Below are 25,971 nucleotides of genomic sequence, written 5' to 3'. Positions count from 1 at the left end.
GCCGAGCGATGGACCTATTCGATAATGCCCATGATATCGGATTCTTTCATGATCAACAGGTCATCCCCATCAACCTTGACTTCCGTTCCGGACCATTTTCCGAAAAGAATGCGGTCGCCCTTCTTAACGTCGAGCTTAACCACTTTTCCGTCTTCCCCACGTGCGCCTGCACCAACGGCAATGACTTTGCCTTCCATTGGTTTTTCTTGCGCAGTGTCAGGAATAATAATGCCCCCGGCAGATTTGGTATCTGAGTCGAGGCGCTTGACCAGCACTCGGTCGTGCAGCGGCCGAAATTTCATCTAAAACCTCCTTTTAGGTCTGTGGATTACGTCTTAACTATTTAAAAACAGGGGGTTAGACGATCCACTAGCACTCCCCCCTGATGAGTGCCAAGTAGATAAGATGCTATATGGCACGCGTCAAGGAGAAGCGCGTGAAAAATTTGTTGCTAAAGCAGGTCTCAAGTTAAAAACCCAACACATAGATAGCCCATTTTGCCCGCCAAGCATGGAAATCGCCGGATGATCTGGCACTTAACAACGGGAACCAAGCACCTGGACTCTCGTTTGCGGGAAAAGACAAAAAACAAGGAAGCCCCTGCCAGACTCGCGAGAGGTGACAGTGAGCCCTGTGTCCGGCAACATACAGTTAGAATGATCTCATATTTCAAATACTATTGGTTCCTGCTTCTCTCCAGCTTCTGGTTTAGGCCGAGCCTCATTGCCCTTTCCGCCCTGCCAGCCTCGGTGGCGGCGCTGGCCATAGACCAATCGATGATTATCCCGTGGCTAACAGACAGTGAGTTTCTGTTCAGATCAGGGATTGAGGGGGCCCGCCAGATTCTGACGGCAGTTATTGGGGCTTTAATTACTGTTACCAGCTTGGTGTTCTCGATGACTGTGGTTGCCGTATCAATTACAGCGAGCCAGCTCGGACCACGGATTATTCAGCTTTTCACGAAGGGGCATATTACTCAGATTACGCTGGGGACACTGGTCGGAAACTTGATTTTTGCTTTTGTTGTTTTGCGGGCGATTAGCGGGCCAGTGACGGGTGAAGATTTAGCGCCGGCCTTATCGCTGACGTTGGCAATTCTGGGCACCCTTTTTAACCTGGGCCTCCTCATTTACTTCCTGCACCACATGGCTCAAAAAATTGACGCCGACGCCGTGATCAGCACCGTGAGCGGAGAGCTCTCAGATACCATTCGCAACGCAGTCGAGTCTGGCGTCTCAAAAACCCCAGCGCAAGATTTTGATCAGGCCAGAGAAGAACTTGATCATCTCCCGCATGCCCATATCACACCTCTTTATGCCTCAACCACTGGATACATGGAAATCATTGAAACTGGCGAGCTGTTATCCCTGGCAAAAGACCACAACATTGTTGTTCATGTGACCGAGAAGCCCGGGCGGTTCGTTATTAAAGGAACTCCGGTTGGTAAAATTTATGGGCAAACACCTCTTGAAGACGATTTGGCATCAGACATTTTAAACACCGTTGTTATTGGACAGCAAAGGACCATGGCTCAGGACATCGAATTTTCTATTGCGGCCATGGTCGAGATTGCGCTTCGCGCCCTCTCGCCCGGTTTGAATGATCCATTCACAGCAATAACCTGTATAGACAGGTTGGCTGCAGGAATGGCTGAGCTGATGAGTCACGGTCTACCAAAAGCCGTCGTCAGAGGTGGGGGAGATGAGCTGCGCCTCATCATTGCACCCGCTACATTTCAGGGCGTGTTTGATACCGCATTTAACGGCATACGACAGGACTGCGCTGGCAAGATCTCGATTGTGACCCGAATTCTTGAAGTCCTTACCAATCTCGCCTACCTGGTCGAAAACAACGAGCAACAAGAAGCCGTTTTGTCGCACGCGGACAGAATAATGAACGCTGCAAAAGCGATCTCCTGCGATAACGCGGATCGCGTTGACTTGGATACGCGGATCGCGGCTCTGACCGCTCAGTTAAATGAAAGCGGACGCAAGACAGCTACGTAAATTAGAACCAGATTAACCCTCGCGGTCAGGTCCCATAAGGCCGTGAGCCGCGCGATGATCCCGGTAAATGAAATACAAATTTCGAGAATAAATAATAATGCCGCCGAATTGGGCGATGATAAAAACCGGTTCTTGAATATAGATGGCATAAAAGAATGTGATAATGCCGCCCAACAGACTGAGATACCAAAAGGCTAGCGGTATAACACTCTTGCCCAGTTTCTCGCTGGCCAACCACTGCACCAGGAACCGTGAGCCAAAAATGGCCTGCCCGAAAAGGCCAAGAGCTTTAAAAATATTCATTGTGGCAAACCACGTTACAAACCAGCTCATGACGAGTCCTTTTGTTCGATAATCGTTGGGCGTGTGTGGCGGGCAATAAGCCATGTCACGCCTATCAAGTCGACGATACCAATCGCCAATCGCCGCCATAAACCATACTTTGAAATGCCGTTGAGACGGGAGCGGTGTGTGACAGGCACAGAGATCGCCCGGCCCCCAGCCCGAATGACAAGGGCTGGCAAGAACCGGTGCAATGCATCAAAGCGCGGCAGTGACAAAAACAGCTCGCGGCTAAACAACTTCAAGCCGCATCCACTATCGGGCGTATGGTCTCCTAAAATCCAGCCACGAATATCGTTCGCCAGCCAAGATTGATAGCGACGCGCCAGACTATCGCGCCGCAAGCGCCGATGACCCACATAGATGAATTCGCTAGCAATGTGCGGCTCTGTGGCAATTGTGGATTCACGTGCAGAAATTAATTTTTGAAAATCTACCGGATCGTTCTGGCCATCCCCATCAAGGGTTATGATCCAGTCAGCCTGCGCCCGCAGGATGCCTGTGATGAGAGATTGGCTTTGCCCGGTGGTTTTTATGTGATGGAAGACCCTTAGTGTTGGAACCGATGCTTTCACAGCATCAAGTTCTTCTGCTGTTCCATCGGTAGATCCATCGTCTACGTAGATGATCTCGAACGAAGGCTTGTCACTCAAAGCCGACATCGCCGCGACGATCTCCGATACCAGTGGTTTTATGTTGCCGGCTTCATTCAGAACCGGAACAACGACAGCATAGTCGGGTCGCTTGTGAGATGTTAGTGAGACTGACATGATATCCGTCGGTACAAGTGGGCCACATTATATCGCACTGATACACAGCCCTGATAAACCGTTAAACCCCCTTGCCACAGAAGGTCTTAGCAAACATGACCTTGTTGCCGGGCCTTGGATCGCCTAAATCAACACTTATACCGCCTCTAACTTACTCTGGACCGTAAATGACTGCTTTCTGCCCGACCGACCGAGACGCGCGCCACATTCGGCTTTGGCTGTTGATCTGCGCAGGGATGGTGTTTTTTATGGTTGTGTTGGGTGGGGCCACCCGGCTGACCGAGTCGGGCCTGTCGATGGTCGAATGGAAACCGCTGCATATTTTGCCGCCCCTGAACGAGCAAGAGTGGGCGGAAGAGTTTGAAGCCTATATGCAGTATCCAGAATACCAGAAGGTCAATTCTTGGATGACGGTCGACGACTTTAAAGAGATCTTCTGGCTGGAGTATTCCCACCGTCTCTGGGGCCGTTTGATCGGCTTGGTGTTTGCCCTGCCCTTCTTCTGGTTCGTATTTAAGAAGAAAGCCCGTGGCCACCTCACCCTCAAGTTGACTGGGTTATTGGTCTTAGGCGGTGCGCAAGGTGTGCTTGGCTGGTTTATGGTCGCAAGTGGCCTCGTCGATCGACCCGACGTCAGCCAGTATCGTTTGGCAGCGCATCTTGGGCTCGCGTTCGTGGTTTATGGATTGCTGATCTGGGTGGCGCTTGGAATTAAAAGCGAAGACGAAGCGAAAAAGTTAACACCGCGTATTGTGACAGATGCTGCCACCGCGCGGTTGTCACTTGGTGCAGCTTTAGCGGTTCTCCTTGTTGTCATGTCGGGAGCATTCGTCGCAGGGCTTAATGCCGGACTAATTTACAATACATTTCCGCTTATGGATGGCCAGCTTGTGCCAGACGGCCTTTACGAGATGACGCCGTGGTACGCCAATTGGTTCGAGAACATCATGACGGTTCAGTTTAACCATCGCGTTCTTGCAATTGCGCTTGTCATACTTATCGCCTTTACGTGGTGGCGCCTGATCCGTGACGGGGCACAGGGCTTACAGCGAAAACTGGCCAACGCCTTTCTTGGCATGGCTGTGATCCAAGCCATACTTGGGATTAGCACGCTATTGCTCGTGGTGCCATTGTGGCTGGCATTACTGCATCAAACAGGGGCCTTGATCCTGTTTACATTGGGTGTGACCATTGCCCGCCTCACGCACCCCTCTACTGTGACTTCCGGAACCGTTACTTCCTCGCCAGTATTAGATGCCTCTTAACGCTATACTGACTCAAAGCGAAATAAGGATACCAAATCTCTCATGAGTGATCTTTCCGTTACTGACGATTTGTTTTTTACGCGCACAGGTATTGATAAAAATTCTGTCGAAAAAACTGTGAGCGGCACGCTAAGCGGCTGTGATGATGGCGAGCTTTTCTTCGAGTACAGCCAATCGGAAAGCATGAGCTTTGACGATGGACGTATTCGCTCGGCTGCGTTTGATACTGCGCAAGGTTTTGGATTGCGGGCGCTTGTGGGTGAAACCACAGGCTTTGCCCATTCGACGACCATGACCGAAGCCGCCATTGCGCGGGCCGCTGAAACAGTCGCTGCCGTAAAAGCTGGACATGGCGGCACATTGGCTGACCCGCCAATAGGCACCAATCGCGCGCTCTATACGGATGAAAACCCGCTGCCGCTGATTCCTTATGAAACCAAGGTCAAAACCCTTGAAGCTATTGATACCTACGCGCGCAGCAAGAACACTAAAATCAAACAAGTGTCTGCCTCGTTGTCCGCCTCCTGGCAGGCGGTACAAATTATGCGGGCTGGCGGATTGTCTGTCGGCGATATTCGTCCGCTCGTACGCCTTAATGTCTCCATTGTGGTTGGGGAAGGCGAACGCATGGAAATGGGCTCCTTCGGCACTGGTGGCCGCGTTGGTTATGATCGTTTCTTAGAAGAAAGCACATGGATGGGCGCCGTCGACGAAGCTCTGCGTCAGGCCCTGGTAAACCTGGAAAGCGTAGACTCCCCCGGCGGGGAAATGCCTGTGGTCCTCGGTCCGGGCTGGCCCGGCGTTCTATTACATGAAGCCGTGGGGCATGGTCTTGAAGGGGACTTTAACCGCAAGAAAACATCTGCCTTTTATGACCTGATCGGCAAGCAAGTGGCCGCTAAAGGCGTAACCGTCATCGACGACGGCACCATGCAAGACCGGCGCGGGTCCTTAACAATTGACGATGAAGGCACGCCGACATCGCAAACGACTCTGATCGAAGATGGTATTCTGGTTGGCTTTTTACAGGACCGCCTGAACGCCCGACTTATGGGGGTTCAACCAACCGGGAATGGACGCAGGCAATCACACGCTCACCATCCTATGCCACGCATGACCAACACCTATATGGCCAACGGCGCGCATGATCCGGAAGAGATTATTAAATCCGTCGATAAAGGTCTCTACGCGGTCAACTTTGGCGGTGGCCAAGTGGATATCACGTCCGGCAAGTTCGTGTTCTCCGCGACAGAAGCCTACATGATTGAGAATGGCAAAATTGGTGCGCCGGTTAAAGGCGCAACCCTGATCGGCAACGGCCCTGACTGTCTGACCAAAGTCTCGATGATTGGCAACGACATGATGCTGGACCCCGGCATTGGCACCTGCGGCAAAGACGGCCAAGGCGTGCCGGTGGGGGTTGGACAACCGACACTGAAACTGGACGTGCTGACGGTTGGTGGTACCGCTGTCTAAACCTGTTACTGGCCTGACATTGCAGCCCTAAATCTTGGGTCATCTGGGTTAGCGAGCTTGCATCGCGCACTGGCCCATTCCGTCGTAAAGCCAACGCGGTTGCTAGTCGGCTCTGCCCAGGCGAATCCCAGGACATCTTCGTCTTTATAATTTCCGGGCGCGCCATCGTGCAATGTCAGCCGCATAAGGTCGACATAATTGCGGCCCGAGTTAGACGGCCACAACGAGGTTAGAAACTCAACATGCAGCTTACGCGGTTCGGGCTCAGTCGTTTCAAACGTGAACACATCCCCACGGTTGTGCATAAAAAACGGGTTGAACACCTGCGACGTGCCGTCGGGATAGCGGACTGAGGTAAAGCATTCATATCGCTGCGCCTTGGACATACGAAGATGCGTGCGATCTTCACGCCCGGCAAACAACGTTCCGTCTGCCAGAGTGCCGTTGTCGTAAATCCAGAGCTGATCCGGATTCAAAATCCACTCGGCGTCCCATGTCATTTCCTGGCCGGATCGCTTTGAAATCATTGTGCATTGACCATGATCACCCAAAAGCCCGCGGAGTTGCTGGCCATGACGCCGCCAATTGAATGTACAGTTTCCGCCAAAATCTGGATCTGGCTCAATGCTCGACCACATCTCAGGATGGAGGTGAGCATCAACATAATTCTCGGGGTCTATGATACGTCGTCCTGATATAGCGACGGTGCGTTTTTCTTCATCAATCGAAATCAAGAAAACCTGCTGCTGGCCCGGAAAAATTGTGCCGTCGTCGCCATCCAAACGAATTTGTGTATAGATCACATGCTCACCAAGATGAGGTGCTTCTATTTCCGCGAAGACACGATGATAAATCTCGTGCTCTCCATCGGGCGGTGCGCCGAGTGCTCGCTCCAGATAGACTTGTGGAATAGAAGTATACTCACCAGGAAGCCAAGCCATCAGATCCTCAAGGACCTTAGCCAACTCTGGTTTTGAATTTGTGGCAAAAGCAGGCGCCGCAAACGCCAGCGCTATAACAGCAATGATTACGTTACGCATAACAACCCTCCCCTAATGCTCAAATAAGCCTAAAACGAAGAGGGAGAAAGAGAAAGTCTCAAGTTGGCAAGCCTAAAGACTGGATTGACGGCGTATGTGGCGCACCACCTGCTCTGCTAAGAAGACTCCCATGCGCGGGTCGCCGCTGATCGGCTGCCACATGGCCCAAGTGCCCGTATATTGTGACTGCACAGGCGCGACATCACGCGGTGGACCTTTGGTCGCATCATACCCCAGATGACCATAAGCCGAGAGATCGTAAACCAAATGCGGGTCAGTATCCTGCATCGCTTGATCTATGGGGGTCTGACGTAACGGCGGATAGGGCTGCCCTGTGCCACACCCCCCCATTTCGAAACAACATGGTTCCGTGCGTTCTGCTGTGATCGGTGCGCCAACCGGACGACACATGGTTTCGGCCTGACGGCCCCAGTAATCAGCAAAGGGATGACCGTGATTAGGGTAGCGCGTGAAATCACCCGCTTCAGCAAACAACCATGTTTGCGTACCGATTTCTTTGCCAATTTGATTTGGCACTTCGACCAGGGTCAAAACGGAGTCAATAACCACCTGGGTAAACACAACAACGATATGCTTAGTTCCGCGATTTTTGAGGTACTCAAGACCTTCCCAATAAAAATATTTTTGGTCGCCCGCGGGCGGCATTTTATCGGTTTCATAGAGCCACCGATGTCCAAGATTTTCGGCCCGCATCTCGCGGGAGCGCTCCAGGTTAGATCGAACCCGTCCACCCAGTTTGATATTAGGATTCTCAACCCGCAAGCCCATCCAGGAAGCAATGATGTTCTCCGGATCAATTTCAGGATGGGCGCGTAAAATAGATTTTTTGAGTTGGGCGTTGAGATTAACCGTGTCATTGACTTTAGGGTCATACACTTCATTGCCATCCCGAATAGAATGATTGAGCAGTAAAACAGCCGTGTCTTTCTCAGAAACATTCGGGTTAAACCGCTGTTCAATGCCTTTGAGGTATAGATTTGCAAAGGCCGGGTCCTCGGTGACCGGCGCGGGGCGCCCCTCTAGAGGAACGACGCTATCTTTCTCAGGCGGACCGAGACTGCGTGTCCAGTTTGCAGGCTCAACCGGATAGGAGTCCCGCATTAGATCAGTTGGGTCATTGACCCAGCTCACATTCACATTTGTGTTGTGCTTAGCATTGTGACGAGCAACCACGCCCCGGGTGACGCGCACGACATCGTAGGTTTTCCAGAACCTAACCCCTGCTGTCGTCATATCGATCATAACGATACTCTCAACCCCTTGCGCCAAAAGACGCTCTGCCGGGCCATCCACATTGTAGCGCTGTGAATCACAATCTTTCCACGGACCTCGGTCAGTTGCGCTGCCGCAGTAGGTTAAGCGGGTGCCGCCCTCGACTTGCGGTTCATACAAGTGCCTAGGGTCAGGCAAGTATTTGGTTTGATGAACAGGACCAATCCACTGCGCCTTATCGACAATGAATGTAACACCCAGTTCAGATTCGCGGCGTTTGAGCGCCGTTGCCAGATCGGACATCTGCTGTGAAGCCTGACGTTCACTGGGATCCTCACCGATCCGCGCATCGCCGAACTCATATTTGTCCAATTGTGAGGCGACATTGCTGTAGCTTTGACCGTCGCCAAAAGACGCCACAGTTGGCCACGCCTGCGCGTTCCAAATGACACGCTGATAAATCGCCGAATGTGGGTCGTAGGCAAAAATCTGCATCGAACTGTCCCACAGGGCTTCGATGTCTGTAGACGTTGTTCCGCCGTGCACCACAAACAGCACACCGACTTTACGACTGTCCGCCTGCACCACAGGGGACAGGCACGTCAAAAACGGAAGCACTGCAAAACAGGTCTGGAGCCACTTCTCCACAGCTTGAATACGCACGACCAAATGCTCCTTAACAGAATAATTGTATACAATAATTTATATTAATCGGCATTTAGGTCAAATAATTAGCGATTATCTGCATATTCTGTATACGACTTAGGTCAGGCGCCTATTTAATAACCGCTGTGTTGATCTGAAACACCTCGACAATGTTTCCGTTGGGATCAAACAGCATCATGTTGCGCGACAAGCCTGTACCAGAGGCTTTGATATCAAAAAGAATTTCATGCCCTGCCGCCTTAGCGCGCTTGGCAATTTGATCAATGTTACTGACCCGGTGCGGCAATATGGTCGAGCCTTGACGGCCACGATGGTTTTCAACCTCACCCGCACAAGCCGGATCACCGACGTCAACGATGCCCATGAAGGCGATATTGCCGCCGACCACTTGACCGCCGGGATACACACCAGAGCCACCCATAATGACAAAGCGGACTTTGCCGCCATCTGCGACATCAATGTATTTCTGAATACCAGATCCCTCGAACGTGACATCTTCGATGATCTCTTGGCCCATAACATCACGGTAAAACGTGATCGACTCTTCGACCTTGCACGTTACAGCCACAGAGCGAAGGAGTAAGCTTTGATGATTCATATCTTCTGCACCGGCACTGCCTGAGATCGCCATGCCAATAACAATCAATGCAGCTTTCGAATTGAAGGGCCTGGTCATTTGAATCCTCCCCGGATTACTTCTGTGACTTGATTCCATGATGTTGGAACTCACCGGCCATGCGGCCACCGTCAACGCAAACAGCCGTACCCGTGACGTGGCGTGAAGCATCTGAAAGCAAAAAGGCAACTGCTGTTCCGATATCGCGCGGGTGCCCCAGACGACCGAGTGGTGTTGTATCGATATTGAATTGCACAAATTTTTGCGCGCCTTCTTCTCCAAAGAGAGAAATCGCGCCGGGTGAAGGCTTATCTCCACCTTCAAAGAGAACACCAGGATGAACCGCGTTCACCCGAATACCATACTTCCGTCCTTCGATCGCAGCCGCCCGCGCCAGATGCGTCGTCCCAGCCTTGGCCATACCATAACCGGTAGAATTCGGTGATCCGCGCAACGCATTCAAAGCCGAGATGTTAACGATGGACCCACCAGTATTTTTCATAACGCGGAAGGCGTGTTGGGTGCCAAGAAACATACCATCCACATTGACCGAAAGCAGAAACTCAAGATCGTTTAAGGAGAGTTGATCCATAGGCTTAAGACGGGACACGCCAGAGTTATTAACGAGACCATCAAGCTTGCCATGTTTCTCCATCACGGTATTTATGACTCTCTGCCAATCTTCTTCACTGGTCACATCGTGTGGAAGATATTGAGCGCTGAGCTCTTCGGCCTCTAAGCGCTGGTCTGTCTCTGCCGCGCCCTCAGCATTACGGCCGGAATAAACGACCGTTGCGCCCTGCGCCGCCATGACAAGCGTCGTCCAACGCCCCAGACCAGAGGTGCCGCCGGTGATTAAAATCACCTTACCTGCCAATTGGCTCGAATGAGTCACAGCATTCATGTGGCCAGAAATCCATCATCGACAGGCAAGTCCATACCACTCATGTAGACCGCACCATCGGTTGAGAAAAACAACACAGCATTAGCGATGGCCTCAGGTGGAATAACCTGTGAGTCTGATTTGTAGTTAAGCGACGGCTGGCCATCGACATCGCCAACCAAGACCGAATTAATAACAATGCCGTCTTTCGCTTTCGCGCATTCCAACGCTGCAGACTTTGCCGAAAACAAAATGCCTGCGCTTGCTGTGCATGCTGCAACAGCGCCTTCCTTGGCCGCGCGCGCCACGGCAGGGAGAATGTGGACGATGGCTCCAGTCGAGCCCGTCGAGCGCATCGCAAGCACGCCCCGGTTTTGTGCAAGGAACGCTGGAATGACCATTTCTCGATGGGCTTTTTTAAAATCAGCGTACACAATAGAGTTTATAGATTCAGAAGGCTGACCAACCGTAGGAATAACCAAAACATCTAACCCGCCGAGTTGGTCTATACAGTCACGAAACGCCTGATCCCAGGAGTCCTGATCCCCCGGCGTCACATTCACAACAAGGGCAGCATCGCAGATGCCCGCCGCACACACCTGAGCACCCGCCTGCATCAGCGCCGCAACACACGCCTTGCCTACGGCAGTTTCCGCATTGGCCACAAAGGCCACTTTGTCAGAGAGATCAGTCATCCGAGAACTTTAAGCAGGTCTGCGCCCGGGGGCAATCCGACCGCATGTTGATCACGTCTCCACTAAGCCCCTGGTCAAATCTCCCAAGCTCCCTAAACCTTGGGGCATCACTTTGAAAAGGAATTAGAAATGTCGATTTTGTCTGGACCTATACTGTCGCGGCGGGGATTTAACCTCGGTTTGGGCGGAGTCGCAGCGGCAGCTCTGACAACTGAAAGCCACCAAAGCCGCGCCGCTAGTGTATCTGCTTTGCATGCGAACCCGGCTGATGAGCTGCGAAATTATATGAGAATCCAAGGTGACCTGAGCGGAAAGCCGGCACCGAATGCCTGGCGCGGTTACTACATTGCTGTGCCACCGGATGAGAATCCAAGAATCGTTTTCGATTGCGAAAGTTGTGAAACCAAAAAAGTGATCCAGCTCGACGATGGACGCTATGAGGTGTGGTCAAAGGTCATGACCATCTTTAAAGACCCGGAGACTGGCGAAATTCTGAATGGGAAAATGTTTCGCAATCCATGGACCGGGGAAGAAAACCTTGTCGCTCCCAATATCATCGGATCGCGCAGTTTATACTATGTTGGTGATGACGGACGCGTCACAAGCGCACAATTTGCGCGCGACACCAATGCCGCCAAAGGTGAAAACTGGAGTGCTGAAATTGACCCAAACATGGTCAGCGCGCTGACATTAGATTGGGCAATTATGGGCGATAACGTTCAAATGGTCGGGCAGCGTAAGTATCCAGATGTGCGCCCAATTCCCCTCGCTGAATATGGAACAACCACCGTTCCACTGAAACAATTGCAAGACCGTTCACTTGAGCGCGTCGATTCTATTTTTGGGATTGTGTTCCTTGCCCCGTGGCAAGGCTTTCTAAAAATGGGTGATCGTCCCGGACATTCAGTATGGCACTGCGTCGGCAGCAAGATGAAAAGCTTCGATGACCTCTCATCTGGATATCTTGACCAAGCAGAGCAGTATATTCCTGATGTCTTGGCATGGGGGGACGCATGAGAAGAATTACCTTCTCACTTTTTCTCGCAGGGGTCTTTTTCATGCATACCGGCATCGTAGATGCTGGGGATTTAGACCGAGAAGTTAGTAACGCCTCCAAGTATGGCTTCAACGAGGACCTCTTGGATGTCTTACATCAAGGTATGACACGGCTCGTTGAAGACCAAAAGCGGGTCGGCTTTGTGTATGCTGTCGCGCGTGACGGCAAACTGATTACCCAGCGTGCCGTTGGCTGGCAGGACCGCGAGAACCAAATTCCTATGGCGGATGACACGATCTTTCGTGTCTTCTCTTTAACCAAACCCATCACAACCGTTGCCGCGCTTCGGCTCATGGAGCAAGGACGTATTGATCTCGCCGACCCCATAGAGAAATATATCCCCGTTTTCGCCAATCCCGTTGTACTGACAGGGTTTGCCGAGGATGGCACACCACTCACGGAGCCCGCACAAGACTCCATCCGCCTGATCCACCTCGTCACACACACGGCCGGGCTTGGATACGCCTTTGATTATCCCAAAGCACTCAAAGTCGATCGTGAACAGGTTATGGGTCTGAACGTTCCCATGGTAGATGGATTAAATTACCTGGCTTCAATCCCGCTCTTGTTTCACCCTGGGACAGATTGGGAATATGGCCTGAACATCGATGTGCTTGGTCATGTGATTGAATTGGTGACTGGAAAACCTTTAGAAGCTGCAGTCAAAGATTTGGTGCTCGATCCGCTGGGAATGACAGACACGGGGTTCTTTGTCCCCCCTGAAAAGCGCTCTCGCTTGGTGGAGGGATACGACCTGGGCACAGCCGGAGAGCTATTACGCGGCACTGATAGGCTGCCTAAGTCCGGTGATTACTTAAACGCAGACGCCACCATGTATTCAGGCGGTGGTGGCCTAACCTCCACCGTCAGCGACATGCTGCGGTTTACACAGATGCTGCTGAACAAGGGCACATTAGAGGGTACCCAACTGCTTTCTCCAGCCACAGTAGACATGATGACCAGCCGTCAGATACCTGCTGAAATCGCCCCGATTCGCGACAAATACCCAACCGGATCGGATATGTGGCGTATTTTTTCAGGCTACACTTATGGCTGGGGTCTAAACGTGTTGGATGACCCGACAGCCGCAATGCGCCCAGCCACTGCGGAATCTTTCATGAAGGACGGCCTGGCAGATATCTATTTCCTCGGTGACCGGGACAATCGACTGGCCATGATTATGTTCACTCAGTACCGTATTAATCTAACAGATCAGGTGCCCGAATCCGTTTGGGACACCTTTCAAGCACTGGTCTATCAAGCGCTAAGCGAGTGAGCGGACCACGCACAAACACAACAGGGAGACACACAATGGCAGACCCGTGGGATATCGTTATCGTGGGCGCAGGTACAACCGGCATCCCTGCAGCCATCAAGGCCTCAGAACGCGGTGCAAAAGTATTGGTCGTCGATGTTGCGGATAAGGTGGGCGGGACGCTTCATATGTCTTCGGGCTCCATGAGTGCAGCCGGTTCAAAGCTGCAGAAATCCAAAGGCATAGATGACTCACCACAGAAACATTTTGATGAATCCATCGACATCAACCACGGCACCGGTGAGTATGACAAGATGCGGCTATGGCAGGACAATTCAGGTGAGACGCTGGATTGGTTGATGTCTATTGGCTTGGAATTCCCGGAAAGCAATCCGGTCATTGGCCAGGGCCATGAGCCTTACAAAACAGCGCGACTAACAACACCAGTCAACGCCGGTCGGGCCTATATCGCTGTTCTAGAACCAGCCTTTCAAAACGTAATCGATAACGGCAACGTCGAGCTGCGCCTCAAAACCAAGATGACGGACCTTATTGTTGACGCAGATGGCTCTGTGGGCGGTATCGTCGTTCAAACTGAAAACGGCGACCGTGAAGAGATTCGCGCCTCAACAACTTTGTTGGCTTGCGGTGGCTACGCTAACAACGATGAACTCTGGAAAGAATTCCATGGGCGGCCAAAACGGGTTTACACCTACGAGCACTCTAAAGGTGACGGCATTCAGCAGGCCCGTAAATTAGGCGCTCAAGTACAGCTGGCTGACAATCTCATTATGACCTTCGGTGGCACGATCGACATCGACAACCCCGACGATTACTGGATTCACACGGCCACGGTCCCAATGATGCGGGCGCCTTGGGAAATCATGGTGAACAATACGGGGCGGAGATTCTTCAATGAAGAATCCACAAGCCAGGATTTCCGCGAACGGACCATCATGAATCAACCAGACTGGAGTTGTTGGGTGATTTATGACCAAGGCATTCGGGAACAAGCTCCTCCGCTCTTCATGAAGTGGGATGCCGAGAAGATCGAACGCGCCTTCTCCACTCACCCCGACTTCTGCCGCGCTGACACCATTGAAGGTTTGGCGAAGGAATGCGGCCTGCCCGCAGACAATCTAAAAACAACTGTTGAGCAATTTAATAAAGGTCGCGCGGTAAACTCTGATGCCTGGCGTCGCCAGCACACACCCGCCCCCATTGAAAAAGCGCCGTTCTACGCCATACGCCACTACGCTCTATCAGTGGTCAGTTTTGGCGGCATAGCCTGCGATAACGAACTACGTATTCTGGATGAAAAAGGCAGACCGATTCCAAATCTCTATGCCGGGGGTGAAATGCTGGGCATGGGCATTTGGGGTAATGCTTACCTGGGTGGATCCAGTGTCGGTGGCTGCCTGACCATGGGTCGCTTGCTTGGCGAGAAATTCCTGTCTTGGGAAACCGCCGCAGCTGCAGCTGCAGAGTAACCACTGTCCACGACAGCCCTTTGATTAGGGCTGCCGGCTCGCGGTAAAACGCTCAAAAAATGAAGGCCCCTCGTCCAACTCTGGTGATTGGTCAAACAAAGGTGTGTAAGTGCGTGCGCGCACTAAATAATCAGCGTCGCAGTCTTCAACGCGATCAAGCTTCACCGCATCGTAATGCCAAATGGCATGACCTGGGAGAATACCAAGTTCTTGGTAAGGTGCCCGCGTACCCGAGAAAATGTTCCAGCCTGCCGAACGATAGTGCGCATCTGTTACATCAGGGCTCAGTACTTCTTTCGCGCTGGCAAAGAAGGATACAGATTCTAGAGAGGGTTGGGGAATCATTGGCGGGAAGTTAGACGACCGTTGTATGCGGATGTCATCGCCATCCAAGGTCCAATTCAACTGCAGTTCCTCATCGGGATACAAATCGGGAAAAGCCGTCTTCATACTGCCGTAATAGTGGCCGGTCGGAGTGAACAGCTCGCCTTCTTTGTGACGAATATAACTCGGCGTGAGTTGAACCTCTTTACCGTTGAACGGACTCACAAACGTATCAATAAATTGATCTGTCTCAAGGTCGGTAAAGAACGACAGCACGGAGGGAAAGCGCACCCAACTATGGTCGTCGATCTGTCGCCACCATGCGGACTCGCTATTCCGGAACCCATAAAGCGGCACGATCGCATCCGGCAATACAGCCATAACGATACCGCGTGTTTTTTTGACGACACGTCCGCCATCGGTACGGCCGAGGATTTTGACATACGCCTCATTTTGCTTAGCGGGATCAGTCGGCAAAGCAGACACAGCAAAAGATGGCCTTGGCGACGCAACGAATGCACAGCCTGCGGCAATGACTCCGCGACGTGAGATTATTACATCAGTTTTCATTTGAAACGCCCTCTGCACCAAAGCCCAAATCCCGCAATATGATATTGGGAACAACACCGTCATCCCAGTCGCGGGCCGGCATGCCAGTACGCACAATCACAAGGTCGGCTGACGGAATGATGTAGACACGTTGACCGCCACCGCCATCAAAAAACACCACATCATCGACAGGAAAAGGCTCAGCCTGCTTCATGCCAAAGGGTGTATTGGAGTTGTACATTCGCTCTCCCACATATGGGCTGCCGATCCACAAGTGGAGTCCATACTTTGGATTATTGGCAGATGGTGTGCGCATTTGCTTAACCCAATCTGAAGGAATGATTTGTTGTCCGTCAAAGCGGCCCTCATCCTTCAGAGCTAATCCGATCCGCAACCAGTCACGTGGTCGCGCCTGAAAAAAAGAATAGGCCTTTGGCATACCACCGGAACGGTCCAGCCAAAGCGTTGCATCTTTCGATCCTAAAGGTTGCCAGAGTTTTTCCGACACATAGTCGGCATAGGGTTTTCCGACAGATCGCTCAAGGATCAGCATGAGCAACTGCGAGTTTACGCTGTTGTAAGTAAACTCTGAACCAGGCGCGGCAGTCACACCAAAACGCAAGATCGCCTCTTCCATACTGGGCCCGATGAACAAACGCAGCGCTTTTCCATAAGGATTTTGCATCAACTTGAAACTAAATCTGTAGTGTTCCAACCCACTTGCCATTTGCATCACGTGGCGGACCGTCAGGGTTTGACGATCTGTGCCATCCCATTCCGGCACGTACTTCGTGACCGGATCGTCTAACGACGCAATAAATCCGTCTTCAACAGCAAACCCGACCATTATGCCCGTGACTGATTTGGCCATGGAGTACGTCTCTGTCACATCATCAGGACCAAAGTCTCTCCAGTAGGTTTCGAACTGAATTTGTCCTTTGTGATGAACAAGGAGCGAAAAAGAATCGTGTTGCTCTGCATAGGTGACCAACTCTGCAATAGCTGAGTCGGACAAGGTGCGATCGTCCGGCTGCGCAAATGGAAGTTCTTGCTCAAACTTGCCTTTAACTTTCGCTGTGGGCGCAATCCACTGTGGGTAACTGAGCGCTGTTTGAGAGCCGATGGAAAGAAACCGTGTCCAAAACGTCCAATCCAGGGCGACGCTAACGGCACCGACTCCAAGCAAAGCGATCACGGCAATCAAAACGGTTCTCATTGCGGCAGCTCCGTCTCATCCCGCAATTCTTGCAGACTACGCAAAATCGTGTTGGGAAGAAACGCATTGTCCCATTCAGGCTGCCCCGCAGGCGGACGAAAGCCCGTGCGCACAATCACCAATTCTTCGGACGGAACGATGTAAACCATGCGTCCTTCTGCCCCATCAAACATGAAAATGTCATCCGCCAAGAAGGGCTCTGAGTTGTAAACACCAGGTTTCGGTACTTGGTTAATGGGTGAGTCAGGACGATGGTATAGGCGGCGCTCTGCATATGGCATCCCAAGCCAAACCATTAAACCAAAGTGCGGGTTGTTCGGCGACGGTTCAAGCATCTCTGACAACCAGCCCGTTGGCAGCAATTGCTGCCCGTTCCACATGCCATTGTTCAGAACCAACACACCAAATCGGAGCCACGTTTCCGGCGGCAGCATTAAGCAACAGCCGCCGTGGGGCATACCGCCCTCACGATTGATCCAAATAAAACCGCCCGCAGCTTCTAAGGGTTTCACGAGCGCCTCGGAGAAATACTCAGCATAACGCTTGCCTGTCGCCCCCTGGATAATGTGGGGCATCACATCAGCGGTCGTATCGCTGTAGTCGTAGTCTGTGCCAGGCTCAAATGACATGGGGATTTCTTCGAGCAAAACCTCGTCCCAGTAGGGATCAAGATACCGCCTCGAACTGAGGCCAAATGGAGCAGAGTCCCGAATCCCAAACCAGCGCAACCCACTGGACATCTGCAAGACATTGCGGACGGTGATTTTGCCCTGCTCTTTATCACGCCAAGCCGTAATGTATTTTCCAACCGGATCATCAACTGAGTCGATATAGCCGTCCGCAATGGCTCGGGCGATCAGCAATCCGCCTGCCATTTTGTGCATGCTGCGAGAATTCACGACATCAGACTCATCAAGACCAAGCCAATACTCGGCATGCTGCAAAGCACCGCGATGCCAGATCAGAAGACTCTCTGAGTGATTGGATTCTGCGTAGTTACTCGCAGACGTGATCGCCGCCTGCGGGATGGTACGTTGGTCTTCCGGCGCCACTTCAAAGAACCCTGTGTGTGCGCCAACAATCCTGTCGGTTGGCTGATACCACGTATAGCCGTTCGCTTGGTTCGGTGCGCTGCTGGTGAAATGCCGATAAATCAACACACCATTTGACCAGACAATAGCTACGCTAGACAAAATGATAACGCCCCCTAGCGCAAGCAGTCCTTTTTTCATCTTTAGGATCTCTTTCTGTTAACTAGTCAGTTCGCACTGGAGGTGAACGCCGACGCGCCAGTTCTGTTGAAACCAGGGCAACACCAACACACACAACGCCGCCCCAACACATAGTTTGTAAGGTCACATTCCGGTCTATCAACCAGCCAGTTAACACCATGACAGCGGAGGCAACTGAGACATTCAGAAAAATGTTAAAGGATCTGATCGCGCCCATGTGCTGCGTTCCGTAAAGCTCTGCCCAAACCGTCACAAACACCACCAGACTTAGCCCGAACGTTACCCCTGTCAACGCCATGAGCAAAGGAATGATAAGCTGAGAGTCTAGAAACGCCAGCAGCATGAGCGCTGGAATCAATGGCCAAAGAAAGAAGCCAATGAGACGTTGAGAACCAATACGATCGATCAACGCGCCGCCGGCGAAACCCGCAAGTAGGGAAGCGACCGAGTATACAGCATAGCCACTGGCAAATGCCGTTAAACTCCAGCTCTTCATCTCAACTAAGTACAATTGATGAAACTGGATAGAGAACACAACCGAGGGCACGGCCAGCATAGCCGGTTGCAGCAACCAAAACCGGCTATCTTTAAAAACTTCTGCGAGAGTCCATTGGTAAACCTTAGAACCTGCAGAGCCATCCGCCAGACTCACCAGCTTTGCTTCATAAGCCCGGTGCCGTTTACCATGCCCCCAAAGTTGCAGCATCGTGATAGGAAAAATCACCAACAGCACAACCCAGCCAGTCAAAGACCAAGCGTCCCGCCAGCCAAACGTCAACAGCAACCAAGCACCGACGAGTGGGAAAATCGCGTAACCCAGTGCATAACCTGTGTTGGCAACCGCAGCGGCTTTACCTCGATCATCATCAAAATAACGCGCCATACTGACTTGTGCGCAGACACCCCATAAGCCTTGGGCAGAGAACCTTACAGCCAGCACAGCGAAGAAAAAGGCTGTGACTGTTGTCGCCGCCGCAAACAACCAACACCCAATCGCCACCAATACCGTTGTCGCCGCTGTAAACCATCTGAGATCAACACGATCAAGCAAGCGTCCTGTGCCAAGTAAACCAACGGAGCCGAGAATAGTTGCCGTGCCGTAAAGGGCGGCCAGTTCGCCATGCGTTAAAGAGAGAGCGTTACGAATTTCTGTGTTGTAGAGGGACACGTAAAACGTTTGCCCTAAGGCCACAAATACATTCAGACCGAACCCAAAACTCAAGAAAAGCGGGTTTGCAGCAAGAAAACGAAAATACCCCATAGCCCCTTACAGTGCAGCGTCAAGAAAGCGCCGCACATCTGCTGCAATTTCATTTGGATGACTATCCCAACCTACCGGACCATGAATGTCCATGCGTTCGTAAATGGTAGCCCGCTGCACGAGCGATGCAGCTGTGCGCGTGTTCTCACTTAAAGTGTCGCGCATGATATAGAGAAGCGTTGGTTGCTCCACGCTTTGAAGTGCGGCCTTTGTATCATGCGTAAAGACGGCCTCCGGGCCATACCAAGACAACATGCCAGGCCGCATCCGTTCAGCGAACAAAGCTAGTCGTCGCTCCGGTGACATACCATCATAGCCGTCAATAACCTGCTGTGCGTAGTACCGGCCAACATAATCAGGGTCTGCAAACAATGGGCGCGCACCGCCAAAGACAGAACGATTTTTCTCTATTTCTTCATCGGTCAAGAGCGCAAGACTGCTCAGCACCTGGCGTCTTACTAGGTCTGGCCGGTTGGCAGCCAGCTCCACACAAATTTGAGCACCTGTATGGAACCCCAAAACATCAACCAACCTTCCCTCTCCAAAACCAAGTTCTTCCAAGCCTTTTGCCAGCGCTATCGCATACCCTTCAATGCCGGGAGCAGCGGGCGGCGCATCTGACCCGCCAAACCCCGGGGTGTCTGGGCAGATAACGCGGCGGTCGGTCGCCATAGCAGCCTGAAACGCCTGATATTGTAGTCCAGACACAGGGCTTTGATGAAAACAGATGAGCGGCGTCTTTAACTGTGAGGTTGGGAAAGGCGGTATGGCATCATACACGTGTATCTGACCATAGGGTCCATCCACATACCGGCGCTCAACCTGCACACTCATTACTTATCGAGGAAGTTGCGCAAGACCTCACCAATCTCCGCAGCATGCATATCCCACGCCAGGGCATGGGGAATGTGAGTCATCTCAACGACTGTTGCATCTGGAAGCAGAGCCCCCGCCTGTCGCGTATTCTCTGCGAGCATATCATCGAGCACCAACAACAGGGTTGGCTGTATGACTTTTTGCAATTGACCGTATGCATCGTAACTCATAACAGCCTCTGGCGCGTACCAAGCCTTCATCCCCGAACGCAAACGCTCGGCAAACAATTCAAGGCGACGCTCAGGGTCGAGTTCAACATGCCCCTCCAGAACCGTCTGTTTATAAGAAAGCGCTACAAAATCTGGGTCTGTGAAATACGCTGGAGGTCCGCCAAAACGCTGCATCATCATGGTTTTCTGTTCATCAGAAAACAAGGCAACCGAGGGGAAAGTAATTTTCCGCACCAAGTCTGGCCGAATCACGGCAAGCTCTGTTCCGATAACACTGCCCGTGTGGCCACCGAATACATCAACCGGACCAGCACCACCTTTTCCGTACCCTAGACTATCAAGAACAACCGCCATGGCCTTTGCATAATCACCGACAGTGACAACCCCGGGCGGCGTATCTGAGCCGCCAAAGCCAGGAGTATCCGGGCAATACACAACACGGTCTGTGGCCATTTCATCCTGAAAAGGCCGGTACTGAATACCCGACATAGGACTTTGATGAAAACAAATCAGGGGCGTGTTGAGAGCCTTGTCGGCCAATGGATTTGCTTGTCTGAGATGAACCTGTCCATACGGACCATCGACATACAGCCGTTTCGCTTCAATTGTCATATTACCAGCCATGTACTGTAATGCATTCCCTTATCTTATCACCGAAAACAAGCAGTGCTACATTGGTGAGATAAGTCCTCACGCGAATCGTTACACCCAAGACTCGGATCAACAAACCCTGACATGCCAGAAACGCAGCCCACCGATCTTAAATCAGCCCTGATGCTCGCAAGTTCGCATTTCAACGATGGGCGCTTTTTAGAAGCTCTGACCTTAACTGATCAGGTCTTGAAAAAAGATCCTCATAACGTTACCGCACTTCACGTTAGCGGACTCAGCAAACTGAGTTTAGGGCGTGCAGAAGAAGCGCTAGATCTGCTTGAGGCAGCTGCGGCTGGAAAAAAATCTGATGGTGTGATTGCTAACAGCTTGGCTCAAGCCCGGATGGCTGCTGGGCAGTTTGACGAAGCCGCGCGGGGTTTAGAGAAACTTGCACGAAAAAACAAACTGTCCGCGATCGGATTGAACACATTGGGGGACTGCCGCTTACGCCAAGACATGCCCAACAAGGCCCTGGCGTGTTTTGAAAAAGCCCTCAAACTTGATCCAATACTTGGCGCGGCACGCGTTAATATCGGAGAAGCTCTGAAAAACAGTGGCAACATAGAGGGCGCAATTGAACACTACAGAACGGTGATTAAAACTCACCCGGAGTTGCTTTCTGCCTGGCGTAACCTGGGTTTAGCACTACAGTCCGAGGACCTTATCGAAGACAGTTTTGAGTCTTTGGAGTACTACACCGCACGAAACCCAGCAGACTTAACGACCAGATTATCATTAGGATCAAGCTACTTTAATACCAGTCAGTTTGAAAAAGCATTGGCCATCTTTGATGGCGTTTTAAAGAGTGCGCCAACACATGCGGAGGCCTTGAACAATCGAGGTCTTGCCCTACGTATGCTAGGACGTGAATCTGAAGCCGAAAATGCATTCGGCACTGCACTGGCTAACGATCACAGCCTAGACCCAGCACGCTTCAACTTGGCTCATATGTTAGCCGAAACCAAAGGGCGGCAAGCTGCGTTAAAGATATTGGATGAAGCTGTTGCCTTAGCAGCGGAGAAACCTTCAGCCCCTACAGCCCATGTAAAACGGAGCCAGCCCTTATTAAGTGACGGGCTGATCGCAGAGGGCTGGGCCGATTACAAGTGGCGGTTTCAAGAGCCACCAACTTATGCTGGAAAACGAGAGTATACCCCCCCGATCTGGGACGGAAGCAACCTCTCTGGAAAATCTATACTGATCTGGGGCGAACAAGGACTCGGAGACGAAATTCTATATGCAAGTATGATCAACGACGTGATCGACATAGCACAGTCTGTCGCGATTGAAGTTGAGCCACGGCTCGTTCCTTTGTTTGTGCGCTCGTTCCCACTTGCAAGCGTTTACGCACGTTCAAATCCAGTAGATTCTGCTTTGGTTAATCTTAAGGTTGATTGGCAAACCTCTATTGGTGACCTTTGCGAATTTCTAAGGCCAAATTTTGACGCATTTGAGAATGAACGTCCTTACCTCAAGTTTAATCAGAATCTGAGAGCAGAACTGAGGAACAAATATCAAGACTTAGATCCGACCAGACCACTCATTGGAATTGCCTGGCGCAGTGGCCGTAAATCAGAAGGCCGGGACAAATCAATACCGCTAGAACAATGGCGCGATATTCTGGGGCAGGACGCTGTTTTTATCTCCTTGCAATACGGAGCGCATGACGCTGAAATACAAAAGGCGGTCAATCAGCACAAATCTAAAATCATCTCTGATAGCACTGTTGATTCTTTAGTCGATTTCGACACCTTCGCAGCACAAGTCGGCGCGATGGATTTGGTCATTTCAAATAGCAACACGGCCGCTCATCTAGCAGGTGCACTTGGAGTTCCGACCTGGACAATTTTACCGCGGCGCGGATCACGCAGCCTGTTATGGTATTGGTTTAACGAAGGCACAAAAAGCCCCTGGTACACTTCGATGACACTCTATCGGCAGACGAAGTGGGGCGACTGGAGTGATATTATTGACAACGTTGCGACGGACCTGAAGTCTTTTATCACCGCGCAGCAACACGATAAGATATAGCCTAATGCCTACGGAGCTCTGACAATGAAAATAGCGCGCCGGACACTTTTGAGTTCACTCGCCGCAACAACGATAGCCCCAGCTCACGCACAAGCTAACAATTCAAAAATTCTCAGAATTGGAATCGGCGGGCTTCCTACCGAGAAAGGCAACGCTTTCTCCAACATACAAACCCCTAGCATACTACTCACTGGCGGTGTGTTTGATGGCCTAACCCGCCTCACCAAAGACGGTGAAGTTGAACCCTGGTTAGCGACACAATGGGAATTGCTCGACCCACTGACATGGCGATTCACCCTTCGAAATGACGTTGTGTTCTCAAACGGCGAACCCTTCAATTCAGATGCGGTCGCCTTCACCTGTAACTATCTCGCAGGTTCGGGGCCACAAACCGAAGGGTTAAGACGGGACTTCCACTTCCTGGACAAAGCAATCGCCATTACTCCGACGATTGTTGAAATCAAAACGCTAACCCCCGTACCGATGCTACCCAGATACGCCTCTGTCCTTTTAATCGTCGATCCAAAAGCCTGGCAAGATATGGGGGTAGAGCAGTTTTCCTTAACACCCGTCGGCACTGGCCCTCTCATTGTTGAGGCTTGGGAACCGGGACGCGCGATCACCCATGCCAATCCGTTAAGCTGGCGGCCCATGAAAATTGATGGCGTAGATTTCATCGTCTTGCCCGATGCCTCATCCCGCATTCAAGCGATTCTATCCGGTGGGCTAGATGCCGCCTATCAAACAACACCCGAAGACTTTTCTGTTCTTAAAAGCATTGGGGGCAGTATTGCATCGGTTAAAGACGGAGCAGCGTTTTCAATTATGTTGCAATTTGAAGAGGGCAAAGAAACGCCCCTCAATGATCTACGGGTGCGACAAGCGTTGAATCATGCTGTCGACAAACAAACGATTGTTGATGTTCTGCTCGGCGGATTAACTGTTGTTTCTAGCCAGCCTGCAGTCAGGTCTGCCTACGGGTTTGATCCAAACATAGAGCCTTACGCATATGACCCCGACTTAGCGCGCAACCTGCTCACCGAAGCCGGTTATCCAAACGGCTTTGATATGACCTTACTGACGTCTGGCGGCGGCACCAATGGGGCTCTTATTGTGCAGCGCGTGGCGGACGATTTAAACCGGATCGGCGTGAACGTTGACATTCAACAGAGTCCCGTCATGCGATTCCTAATGGACTTCGTGCGGGGTCGCATTGAAACAGATTCGTTTACGTTGCAGTGGGGATCTTACCCCATACTGGATGCCATCCAGATGACTAACATTCATTCGTGCCGTAAAGCAGATCCTTGGTTTTGTGACCGAAGTATTCAACCCACCATTGAAGCCGCCTGGACTGAAACAGACCCGGACACGGCCCTAGATCTGCGCCAACAAGTGATGCGCCATTACCACACACAGGCGCCAAGCATTTTTCTCCATGAAAATATTGGGTTTGTTGGTTTAAGCCCGAGAACGTACGGATACGATCAGACCTTCGGTTATATTGCTTTCGAAGACATAATCTTAAATTGACATAAAACCCTATCTGTCGTGAGAGTTAGCCAAAAGGCGGTCAGGCCTTTAATCAGCCTTTTGATTGGTTGGCCAGTTCACTAAGACATAAGCTTAATAACGCTTAGATCAAATTAACGCAGTTCTCGGGCTAGGCTAGCGCAAACAAGCTAAAGGGCATACCTATGTTTATGAATTTCTGGTACGTGGCTGACTTGAGCGAAAACGTCAAAGAAGAACCAGTTCACATAAAAATGCTTGGCTTTGATTTCGTCGTTTTCCGTGACTCCGCAGGCCAAGTGCATTGCCTGTCAAACGTATGTGTTCACCGCGGGGCCTCTCTCGCGCATGGCAAAGTTAAAGGGGATGCTATCGAGTGCCCTTATCACGGCTGGCAATTCAAAGGAGCCGATGGTGTTTGCACTAAAATCCCCTCTCTCGGAGCTGATGGAAAAATTCCTGCTCGAGCGAAAGTCGACAGCTACCCCACACAAGAAAAGTACGGCCTTGTTTTCGCATTTCTTGGCGATCTGCCAGAAGCAGAACGCCCCCCGATTATGGATATTCCAGAATTTGACCAAGAAGGTTGGCGCGTCACCACGCAAGTCTATGAGTGGACAGCAAACTATCAACGTGCTGTCGAGAACACCTTGGACCCTGCACATACGGAATTCGTACACCCTTCAATGGGATATCAAGGAGACCGTGACGACTATTATGTCCCAGACCTAAAGCTTATCGAAGAACAGTGGGGATGCGGCACAATGACAGTTTTTGAGTCACCCGACCTCCCAGACTCTAAGATGAAAGGGCTAAAAGGCGAAGGCCAAATGGAAGCTGGAGCCGGCAACCACGGCCCCTCAAGCGCTTGGACAAAACTACACTTCAGCCCATTTGCTTGGGCCCACCAGTATGGCTTCTCTACTCCCGTTGATGAGAAAACGTTGAAGCGCTTCTTCCTTCAGGCGCGAAATTTCAGGACCGATGCTGAAATGGATGAGACGATTAATGAACGCAATTCAGCCGTGATGATGCAGGATAAGGTTGTGATCGAGCGTATTGAACCGTTCTACACACCACAGTCCTCGACAGAAGAAGTTCTGGTTAAAGCTGATAATGTGGTGAACCGCTACCGCGAATTCATTGCCAAATGGGAAAGCCAAGGATGGCGCATTGATACGGCTAAAGTGGACCAGCTGCGTGAGGAAAAAGCATTTGCAATCCCGAGCCCAGCGCGACGCAAGACCAAGGGTTGGACCATTGAAGCGGTACCGACTGTTGCGCCAAAAGCTTCAGCTAAGGCGGCTGCTGAATAACCAACTTTAAAGCACATCACTTTTTCTATTTTACAG

The 25,971-nt window shown here is 51.5% G+C and carries 23 protein-coding genes; 9 read left to right on the top strand and 14 right to left on the bottom strand.

The annotated features are described in order from the left end of the window. Nucleotides 1-14: 14 nt before the first annotated feature. Complete coding sequence (locus RIC29_07995) at nucleotides 15-302, bottom strand: co-chaperone GroES (protein ID MEQ8734851.1); 288 nt, start codon at nucleotides 300-302, stop codon at nucleotides 15-17. 354 nt (nucleotides 303-656) lie between these two features. On the opposite strand from RIC29_07995, the gene RIC29_07990 reads away from it, so the two are divergent. After that, complete coding sequence (locus RIC29_07990) at nucleotides 657-2,006, top strand: DUF2254 domain-containing protein (GenBank protein ID MEQ8734850.1); 1,350 nt, start codon at nucleotides 657-659, stop codon at nucleotides 2,004-2,006. A 12-nt stretch (nucleotides 2,007-2,018) separates the two neighbouring features. Here RIC29_07990 and RIC29_07985 read toward each other — a convergent pair whose 3' ends face one another. Next, complete coding sequence (locus RIC29_07985; GenBank protein MEQ8734849.1) at nucleotides 2,019-2,339, bottom strand: lipid-A-disaccharide synthase N-terminal domain-containing protein; 321 nt, start codon at nucleotides 2,337-2,339, stop codon at nucleotides 2,019-2,021. Further along, a complete protein-coding gene (locus RIC29_07980) occupies nucleotides 2,336-3,118 on the bottom strand; it encodes a glycosyltransferase family 2 protein (protein MEQ8734848.1) in 783 nt (260 codons plus the stop codon). Before RIC29_07980 ends, RIC29_07985 begins: the two co-directional genes overlap by 4 nt. A gap of 167 nt (nucleotides 3,119-3,285) precedes the next feature. Between RIC29_07980 and RIC29_07975 the strand changes: the two genes are divergently transcribed. Together RIC29_07975 and tldD are read left to right on the top strand one after the other, a co-directional pair. Continuing rightward, nucleotides 3,286-4,383, top strand: a complete 1,098-nt coding sequence (locus tag RIC29_07975; GenBank protein MEQ8734847.1) for a COX15/CtaA family protein — start codon at nucleotides 3,286-3,288, stop codon at nucleotides 4,381-4,383. Between the two features lie 42 nt (nucleotides 4,384-4,425). After that, nucleotides 4,426-5,859: a metalloprotease TldD gene (gene tldD, locus RIC29_07970; GenBank protein ID MEQ8734846.1), complete on the top strand. Its 1,434-nt coding sequence runs from the start codon at nucleotides 4,426-4,428 to the stop codon at nucleotides 5,857-5,859. 5 nt (nucleotides 5,860-5,864) lie between these two features. Here tldD and RIC29_07965 read toward each other — a convergent pair whose 3' ends face one another. The 5 genes from RIC29_07965 to RIC29_07945 form a co-directional block, all read right to left on the bottom strand. Beyond that, the gene (locus RIC29_07965; GenBank protein ID MEQ8734845.1) at nucleotides 5,865-6,899 is read right to left on the bottom strand and encodes a CpcT/CpeT family chromophore lyase; all 1,035 of its coding nucleotides are present in this window, start codon (nucleotides 6,897-6,899) and stop codon (nucleotides 5,865-5,867) included. Between the two features lie 72 nt (nucleotides 6,900-6,971). Next, the gene (locus RIC29_07960) at nucleotides 6,972-8,795 is read right to left on the bottom strand and encodes a hypothetical protein (GenBank protein MEQ8734844.1); all 1,824 of its coding nucleotides are present in this window, start codon (nucleotides 8,793-8,795) and stop codon (nucleotides 6,972-6,974) included. 112 nt (nucleotides 8,796-8,907) lie between these two features. Next, nucleotides 8,908-9,474: a VOC family protein gene (locus RIC29_07955; GenBank protein MEQ8734843.1), complete on the bottom strand. Its 567-nt coding sequence runs from the start codon at nucleotides 9,472-9,474 to the stop codon at nucleotides 8,908-8,910. 16 nt (nucleotides 9,475-9,490) lie between these two features. Continuing rightward, entirely contained in the window at nucleotides 9,491-10,318 is an 828-nt protein-coding gene (locus tag RIC29_07950) for an SDR family NAD(P)-dependent oxidoreductase (GenBank protein ID MEQ8734842.1), read from the bottom strand. Continuing rightward, on the bottom strand, nucleotides 10,315-10,992 hold the full coding sequence (locus RIC29_07945) for an SDR family oxidoreductase (GenBank protein ID MEQ8734841.1): 678 nt from the start codon (nucleotides 10,990-10,992) through the stop codon (nucleotides 10,315-10,317). The genes RIC29_07950 and RIC29_07945 overlap by 4 nt, the downstream gene beginning before the upstream one ends. Before the next feature lie 129 nt (nucleotides 10,993-11,121). On the opposite strand from RIC29_07945, the gene RIC29_07940 reads away from it, so the two are divergent. The 3 genes from RIC29_07940 to RIC29_07930 are packed head-to-tail and all read left to right on the top strand — an operon-like array spanning nucleotide 11,122 to nucleotide 14,794. Beyond that, nucleotides 11,122-12,009, top strand: coding sequence for a DUF1838 family protein (locus RIC29_07940; protein ID MEQ8734840.1), 888 nt, complete (start codon nucleotides 11,122-11,124; stop codon nucleotides 12,007-12,009). After that, a complete protein-coding gene (locus RIC29_07935; GenBank protein ID MEQ8734839.1) occupies nucleotides 12,006-13,325 on the top strand; it encodes a serine hydrolase domain-containing protein in 1,320 nt (439 codons plus the stop codon). Before RIC29_07940 ends, RIC29_07935 begins: the two co-directional genes overlap by 4 nt. 35 nt (nucleotides 13,326-13,360) lie before the next feature. Beyond that, nucleotides 13,361-14,794, top strand: a complete 1,434-nt coding sequence (locus RIC29_07930; protein MEQ8734838.1) for an FAD-dependent oxidoreductase — start codon at nucleotides 13,361-13,363, stop codon at nucleotides 14,792-14,794. 24 nt (nucleotides 14,795-14,818) lie between these two features. Here the strand turns inward: RIC29_07930 and RIC29_07925 are convergent, their stop codons facing one another. From RIC29_07925 to RIC29_07900, 6 genes are read right to left on the bottom strand one after another with little or no spacing between them, the layout of a single operon-like run. Next, nucleotides 14,819-15,688 carry a hypothetical protein gene (locus RIC29_07925; GenBank protein MEQ8734837.1) on the bottom strand — a complete coding sequence of 290 codons (870 nt, stop codon included), beginning with the start codon at nucleotides 15,686-15,688 and terminating at the stop codon, nucleotides 14,819-14,821. Further along, nucleotides 15,678-16,883, bottom strand: a complete 1,206-nt coding sequence (locus RIC29_07920; protein ID MEQ8734836.1) for a serine hydrolase — start codon at nucleotides 16,881-16,883, stop codon at nucleotides 15,678-15,680. The genes RIC29_07925 and RIC29_07920 overlap by 11 nt, the downstream gene beginning before the upstream one ends. Continuing rightward, entirely contained in the window at nucleotides 16,880-18,115 is a 1,236-nt protein-coding gene (locus RIC29_07915; GenBank protein ID MEQ8734835.1) for a serine hydrolase, read from the bottom strand. Before RIC29_07915 ends, RIC29_07920 begins: the two co-directional genes overlap by 4 nt. Before the next feature lie 22 nt (nucleotides 18,116-18,137). Continuing rightward, the gene (locus RIC29_07910; GenBank protein MEQ8734834.1) at nucleotides 18,138-19,376 is read right to left on the bottom strand and encodes an MFS transporter; all 1,239 of its coding nucleotides are present in this window, start codon (nucleotides 19,374-19,376) and stop codon (nucleotides 18,138-18,140) included. Between the two features lie 6 nt (nucleotides 19,377-19,382). Next, entirely contained in the window at nucleotides 19,383-20,210 is an 828-nt protein-coding gene (locus tag RIC29_07905; GenBank protein MEQ8734833.1) for an alpha/beta fold hydrolase, read from the bottom strand. Then, entirely contained in the window at nucleotides 20,210-21,046 is an 837-nt protein-coding gene (locus RIC29_07900) for an alpha/beta fold hydrolase (GenBank protein MEQ8734832.1), read from the bottom strand. Before RIC29_07900 ends, RIC29_07905 begins: the two co-directional genes overlap by 1 nt. 111 nt (nucleotides 21,047-21,157) lie before the next feature. On the opposite strand from RIC29_07900, the gene RIC29_07895 reads away from it, so the two are divergent. The 3 genes from RIC29_07895 (at nucleotide 21,158) to RIC29_07885 (ending at nucleotide 25,935) form a co-directional block, all read left to right on the top strand. After that, nucleotides 21,158-23,107 carry a tetratricopeptide repeat protein gene (locus RIC29_07895; protein ID MEQ8734831.1) on the top strand — a complete coding sequence of 650 codons (1,950 nt, stop codon included), beginning with the start codon at nucleotides 21,158-21,160 and terminating at the stop codon, nucleotides 23,105-23,107. A gap of 24 nt (nucleotides 23,108-23,131) precedes the next feature. Next, complete coding sequence (locus tag RIC29_07890) at nucleotides 23,132-24,640, top strand: ABC transporter substrate-binding protein (protein MEQ8734830.1); 1,509 nt, start codon at nucleotides 23,132-23,134, stop codon at nucleotides 24,638-24,640. 164 nt (nucleotides 24,641-24,804) lie between these two features. Continuing rightward, nucleotides 24,805-25,935, top strand: a complete 1,131-nt coding sequence (locus tag RIC29_07885) for an aromatic ring-hydroxylating dioxygenase subunit alpha (protein MEQ8734829.1) — start codon at nucleotides 24,805-24,807, stop codon at nucleotides 25,933-25,935. The last annotated feature ends 36 nt before the right edge of the window (nucleotides 25,936-25,971 follow it).

This window comes from Rhodospirillaceae bacterium (genome assembly GCA_040219235.1).
Lineage (GTDB): Bacteria > Pseudomonadota > Alphaproteobacteria > Rhodospirillales > Rhodospirillaceae > WLXB01.
The sequence above is the reverse complement of the archived record's forward strand: the minus strand, read 5'-3'. Positions and strand labels throughout refer to the sequence as shown.